The organism is Phormidesmis sp. 146-12 (genome assembly GCF_052939495.1).
The window spans coordinates 40951-46950 of record NZ_JBJPHS010000054.1 but is presented as its reverse complement, the minus strand read 5'-3'; the positions used below and the strand labels follow the sequence as shown (position 1 = coordinate 46950).

Genomic DNA, 6000 nt, shown 5'->3' with positions numbered 1-6000 from the left:
TTGTTTGTAAACCTGGTTCTACCCTCAATTAGAAAAGATTTGTCAGGCAGTCAGGGTAGCGACTATGGAGCGCAGGTTTTCGATCAGATTGGAGTAGGACGAGAGCGTGAGTCCGTTGCCCAAGTCTAGGGTGGGGCTAATGGATTTCAAGCTAGACAAGCGTTGTTCTGCTTTTTCAAGAACGCGAGAGATTTTTTTGCGTCGTGGCATGGTGAATGCAATTCCTTGTGTAGCTTCTACATAACAGTTGCAATTTAGCTGGTGAGGAAGTTTGTCGCCTTGGGAGAAACTGAGCAAAGTAAAGAAATTTTCAGGTAGACAGGCGCAAAATTTTTGGTGATCTCCCCTACATGCTCATCGCTTCTTCATTCCTGCATCTGATTTTGTAAAGCCAATGTTAAGTCTGCGGCGATCGCTCTCAAACTTTTTTAGACTCCTTTTGAATGAGACTTAGCATCTTCCTTTAAAGCATATAGAAAGAGTTATGTGTCTCTTAGAGTTGCTTAATTTTTTCTTATTGTTAGAAGAGCCACTGCAAGTAGAAATGGAATCCACTTGACTATGGTTTCTTTAGCAGTTAAGAACGATCAATTCACGCTTAACTCAACTGTTTCTGCAATCAGTCTTGATGCGCTTGCCCTTAATGAACGTCGAACCCACTCAAGTGCAGTTTTTCGCGTAGCGACAGAGAAAAGTGTTGTTCTAAAGACAGCTTCTTGTGAACTTAGAAACAATCAAACCACCCTAAATCCAGCTTCTCGCCCACTGATGGCAATAGCTACTGAGCAAAGGGGCTATCGAGTTTTCCTAAGTGCGGCTCTTTTAAGTTTTCATGAGATTTGATCCACAAGAACGTTCAGCTTTGGCTTATTGACGATCCCGCCGTAGAGCGATTCTCACACTCGGCTTTGCCAGAAAGTAGATCAAACCAACTGAAGTAATCAGGCTCACGAGTTGAATCAGCCCCATGAAGGATAAACCCAGCAGGCTGGCAAGGAGAATCATGATTTGCACAATCAGACTGCCAAGCCAACTCCAACGCCTAAACTTCAGCATTCCAAACCCTGTCACAACTTGTACAAGGCTCAACAAAGGAAGCATCAAAGATTCACCAATTCCCGCGATAAACGGAGTGAATGCTTGAGGTTGACCCTGGAGATTTGAGGATACGTGGATGACGATCGGAGCAGTGTATAAGAGTCCTAATATTCCAACCGACATTTGGACAAGGGCTGCAACTCGAATACCTTGGGGACGATCGTGAGCGTGGGACATGGCGATGATCTGATGACGGCACAGAATTCATGAAGTCAACTTTAGCCTCAGTTTCTTTTGCTGATTCACCTTCTGTTCTGCCAATTTGAGCGACAATTGACTAGCAAGTAGAGTGGCGGGGAACGTGCGGTGAATTTTCAGACGGTGATTGCGACGCTACATCAGTTTTGGAGCGATCGCGGGTGCTTGATCGTTCAGCCCTACGACACTGAGAAGGGAGCGGGAACTAAAAGTCCGCATACGTTTTTGAGAGCGATCGGCCCAGAACCCTGGTCAGTAGCTTATGTAGAACCGTGTCGTCGTCCAGGAGATGGGCGGTATGGAGAAAATCCAAATCGAGTGCAGCACTATTATCAGTACCAAGTGCTAATCAAACCGTCGCCAGACAATATTCAAGAGATTTATCTAGATTCGCTGAAGGCGTTAGGCATTCGCCCGGAGGATCACGATATTCGATTTGTCGAGGATAACTGGGAAGACGCAGCGGTCGGGGCGTGGGGAGTTGGTTGGGAAGTCTGGCTTGATGGAATGGAAGTAACCCAGTTCACGTATTTTCAGCAGTGCGGGGGGATTGATTGCCGCCCAGTATCGATCGAAATCACCTATGGGCTGGAGCGGTTGACCATGTATCTGCAAAATGTGAACTCTATTTTTGAGATTCAGTGGAACGATCGTCTCACGTATGGAGATGTCCACTTGCAAGGAGAAATCGAAAGCTCGACTTACAATTTTGAAGCTTCTAATCCAGATTTGCTGTTTACGCTGTTTAAACTCTATGAGCAAGAAGCAGAACAGTTGATGCAGAAAAAATTGGTGCTGCCTGCGTTCGATCAGGTGCTGAAATGTTCTCACACGTTTAACCTGTTGGATGCGCGAGGAGTCATATCGGTAACAGAGCGGGCGCGATATATCGGCAGGATTCGAGGATTGGCGCGGCAGGTCGCACAACTCTATCTAAAGCAACGTGAAGCGCTTGAGTTTCCTTTGTTGAAGCGTCAGAAAGTCATGCAGTCGCGCGATCGACATAGAACCGACTGAACTCTGAACCAGAACGACCCATTAAAGGAACGTCGGTAACTTGTTCAAGTTGAGCGGTTCTGAATTGCCATGAAAACTGGTGCTGTAGGCAAGAAGATGAGTACGATCGCCGCCCGTGTGCCTTGTAATGTACTTTGTGATGTAACTGTTGGCTAGATTGCAGCAGAGCGGACTTCACCAATTTTGATCGTCGTCCCTGAGATGAATTTTGCATCGTCAGAGATGAGAAATGCGACAATTTTAGCGAATTCAGCGTAGGTCGCCGGACGACCCCACATTAAGTCAGACGGAACGTTCCAGCCTGCTAACTCATCATTGAATCGGCTACAAAAAAAGGCGCAACGGAGATCATACGAATACGATCGCGGCGATACCGCATTGCGTACATTTTAGTGAATCCCTCCATCGCCGCCCTCAGCGTTCCACTAAACGGAGTAGCCAGGTTTGGTTCTTGAGAATCGCAGGCAGAGATGTTGACAATCACACCACCTCCAATTTGTTGCATCGGTTCTTTGACGACTCCCCGTCCTGAAGTTCGGGGATTCTTGGATCATCGGGAGTCCTGCGACTTTACCCTCACCAAAATTCACTGCGATGCGCCCCACCGCTGTATCGATAGAGAAAATTCTTGCTGCTCCCTAGGAGCCAAAACTTTCTCAGGCATTACCACCCCTTGCGAGACAGGTTCCTCCGCTCAAGGCGCGAGCCTCTGCCTGTGTTGTGGACTAGAACAAGCATACCAAAGTCGCCCTAAAAGTGCGAGGCTTGTATCCCATTTTCTTGGTCACCAATCTTGCCAACCGCACCACGCTAAGAAACAACATCTCAAAATTTTCGAGCCACAGTTCATCCGAAATCGAGAGCAAGTCAGGTCGAGACGGATCGCCAAAACTGTTGACAACGGCATCAATTCGACCAAACTGAGTCAACGTTGATTTTACCAATCGCTGCAAATCTTCAAGGTTAGCAATCGATCCCTGAGTCCCCACTCCGCCCAACTCCTCGGCCAAGTCGAGAACGCCCATTGATCGGGCCATTAGCGAAACTCGATAGCCTTGCTTTGCCAACTCCCGCGCACATCCTGCCCCAATCCCACGACTGCTGCCCGTCACGATCGCCACCTTCTGATCCATCACACTTTAGAAATACAATCCCTTAACTGTACTCATAACGAATATGATCTGATGAATTTGATAGCTTACGATCGCGCTTTACGCATCCCCCGATGTGACAGTGTTGATGAAGATGACTAAGATAGATTGAGATCAGCTAATCATCTCGATTCAAACTTTTCTGGCTCCTAGTGCGAATTGCGTCATGACATTCACTCCTTCGTCCTCTATTGACTATCCTCAAAGCACGCTTGACCGTGCCGATCGTGCCGTCCGATGTGCCCCATTTCGGCTCAAATTGTACGCTTCGATGATGACCCACAGCATTTCACTGCCCACGATCACAGGCACGAGCGGACTACAACAGCAATACACCAAACGCCCCCTCACCGAACTGATCGCCGAAAGCGAGCTTCTTTGGCTGATTCAGGTGGGTCTGCTACGAAGAGAGGTAGACGGCCAGGGCTTAACCGATAGTTTTCGGCTGACTCCCCTCGGTCGGCAACTCGTCAACCACTGGCAAACCGCTGGCGGCGCAAATCTTCAGCCCAGTTTGAGCGATCGCTTCTACAATGCAGTCAGTCGTTGGCTCCGCGTACCCTTTTAACTAAGGAGGAGGGAGGAGGGATGAAATGTTTTTGTAGTCTCTGGTGTTGAGATTCAAGTCAAGCAATCTGAACTCCAACTAATCCTTCCCCTTTCCTCCCTCATCCCTCATCCCTCATCCCTTCTCTCCCCCCGTCTCAGAGGTTCTCAATGAAATCAATTATGGTCGTCGGGACAACTTCCCACGCAGGAAAGTCGATGATTACGGCGGCGCTTTGTCGAATTTTGGCGCGGCGCGGGTGGCGAGTGGCTCCCTTTAAAGGGCAAAACATGGCACTCAATTCCTACGTGACGGCAAATGGGGGCGAGATTGGCTATGCACAAGCAGTGCAGGCGTGGGCTGCGGGCGTGGTGCCCTGGGTCGAGATGAATCCAATTTTGCTCAAGCCCCAAGGAGACATGACTTCGCAGGTGATTTTGAAGGGCAGGGTCATTGGTAAAGTGGGAGCGGCTGAATATTACGAACAGTTTTTTGAGGCGGGATGGCAGGCGATCGAAGAATCCCTCCGGCGACTGGGCGAAGAATTTGATTTAGTGATTTGCGAAGGGGCAGGCAGTCCGGCAGAAATCAATCTCAAGCATCGCGATCTAACTAATATGAGGGTCGCTAAACACTTGAACGCGCCAACGTTGTTGGTCGTAGACATTGATCGCGGTGGGGCTTTCGCACACGTCGTCGGCACTTTAGAATTGCTTGATCCGGACGAACGATCGCTAATCAAAGGCATCGTGATCAATAAGTTTCGGGGACAGCGATCGCTGCTTCAGTCTGGAATTGATTGGCTCCAAGAACGCACGGGTATTCCAGTCGTGGGTGTGATTCCCTGGCTCGAAAATGCGTTTCCGGCAGAAGATTCACTGAGCTTGCTTGATCGTCAAGCCAACACCAAAGGAGAAATTACGATCGGGGTGATTCGGCTGCCGCGCATCTCTAACTTTACTGACTTTGATCCGCTCGAAGCTGAACCGACCGTTAATGTGAAATATATTCACCCCAAGCAAGGGCTGGGTCACCCAGACGCGGTGATTATTCCAGGCTCAAAGACGACGATCGCGGATCTGATTGCACTACACAAAGCAGGCATGACCGAAGAAATCCAAAACTACGTCGCCGCCGGAGGAACCATTCTCGGCATCTGTGGCGGCTATCAAATGATGGGCAAAATTCTCGCCGACCCTGAAGGCATTGAAGGGCAGGAAGGTCGTTATCGAGGATTGGGGCTATTGCCACTCAAGACCGTAATTGCAGGTCAAAAAGTCGCCCGTCAGCGCAATGTCACTTCTAACTTTCCGCAGGAAGGGCTACCCGTTTCGGGCTACGAAATTCACCAGGGACGGACGCGGCTAATCGAGCCAGAAGGGACTCAGTTTCTCTTTGACGATCAGAATTTGGGTCTGGTAGATGAATCGCAATCAGTTTGGGGCACCTACCTGCACGGCATTTTCGACAACGGGCCGTGGCGACGTGCCTGGCTCAATCGGCTTCGTCAACAACGCGGATTAGGCTCACTGCCGACAGGAGTCGCCAACTATCGAGAACAAAGAGAACTCATGCTAGATCAACTTGCAGATGCGATCGAGCCTCATCTCGACTTAAAGCCAGTGTTATCGTAGAAGGCTGGACGTTAGACATTGGGCGTTAAACCAATTCTCTCTAAAGTTTCACGTCTTTTGATCTCCCTACCCCCCCCTTAAAAAGAGTAGAAAATAAAAGAATCCGGTTCCTTTTTCTTGAGGGACAGGGGAATCTCATCTATGCAACTTCACAAAAAATTGGTGTTAGATAGTGGACGTTAGGACGTTAAACAGTAGACTTCTTAATTGAGTCCGACATCTAAAATCTTCTCCCATCCAAAAAACAAGCGCAACCCCAACTCAGTGAAGTGCGCTCTAGTCCCTAACCCTTTCGGTGCAACGTACCCGTTTGTCCTTGTCTTATACACTAAGGGCTGATCCTCAAAAAACTTAA

General features: G+C 48.8%; 8 protein-coding genes. 4 read left to right on the top strand and 4 right to left on the bottom strand.

What is annotated here, in order from left to right:
* The first annotated feature begins 561 nt into the window (after positions 1-561).
* Positions 562-843, top strand: a complete 282-nt coding sequence (locus tag ACKFKF_RS21140) for a hypothetical protein (RefSeq protein ID WP_446869557.1) — start codon at positions 562-564, stop codon at positions 841-843.
* Between the two features lie 24 nt (positions 844-867).
* Here ACKFKF_RS21140 and ACKFKF_RS21135 read toward each other — a convergent pair whose 3' ends face one another.
* A complete protein-coding gene (locus ACKFKF_RS21135; protein WP_446869556.1) occupies positions 868-1275 on the bottom strand; it encodes a hypothetical protein in 408 nt (135 codons plus the stop codon).
* Positions 1276-1404: 129 nt separating this feature from the next.
* Between ACKFKF_RS21135 and glyQ the strand changes: the two genes are divergently transcribed.
* On the top strand, positions 1405-2313 hold the full coding sequence (gene glyQ / locus ACKFKF_RS21130) for a glycine--tRNA ligase subunit alpha (RefSeq protein WP_446869555.1): 909 nt from the start codon (positions 1405-1407) through the stop codon (positions 2311-2313).
* On the opposite strand, the gene ACKFKF_RS21125 is transcribed toward glyQ, so the two are convergent.
* The 3 genes from ACKFKF_RS21125 to ACKFKF_RS21115 all read right to left on the bottom strand — a co-directional run bounded on the left by ACKFKF_RS21125 (position 2279) and on the right by ACKFKF_RS21115 (position 3446).
* Positions 2279-2527, bottom strand: a complete 249-nt coding sequence (locus ACKFKF_RS21125) for a hypothetical protein (protein ID WP_446869554.1) — start codon at positions 2525-2527, stop codon at positions 2279-2281. The two genes, glyQ and ACKFKF_RS21125, sit on opposite strands and share 35 nt — an antisense overlap.
* Before the next feature lie 90 nt (positions 2528-2617).
* Positions 2618-2818, bottom strand: coding sequence for an SDR family NAD(P)-dependent oxidoreductase (locus ACKFKF_RS21120; RefSeq protein WP_446869553.1), 201 nt, complete (start codon positions 2816-2818; stop codon positions 2618-2620).
* A gap of 220 nt (positions 2819-3038) precedes the next feature.
* Positions 3039-3446, bottom strand: a complete 408-nt coding sequence (locus tag ACKFKF_RS21115) for an SDR family NAD(P)-dependent oxidoreductase (RefSeq protein ID WP_446869552.1) — start codon at positions 3444-3446, stop codon at positions 3039-3041.
* A 184-nt stretch (positions 3447-3630) separates the two neighbouring features.
* Between ACKFKF_RS21115 and ACKFKF_RS21110 the strand changes: the two genes are divergently transcribed.
* Together ACKFKF_RS21110 and cobQ are read left to right on the top strand one after the other, a co-directional pair.
* Positions 3631-4032: an Npun_F0494 family protein gene (locus ACKFKF_RS21110; RefSeq protein ID WP_446869551.1), complete on the top strand. Its 402-nt coding sequence runs from the start codon at positions 3631-3633 to the stop codon at positions 4030-4032.
* A 149-nt stretch (positions 4033-4181) separates the two neighbouring features.
* Positions 4182-5645: a cobyric acid synthase CobQ gene (gene cobQ / locus ACKFKF_RS21105; protein ID WP_446869550.1), complete on the top strand. Its 1464-nt coding sequence runs from the start codon at positions 4182-4184 to the stop codon at positions 5643-5645.
* Positions 5646-6000 lie beyond the last annotated feature (355 nt).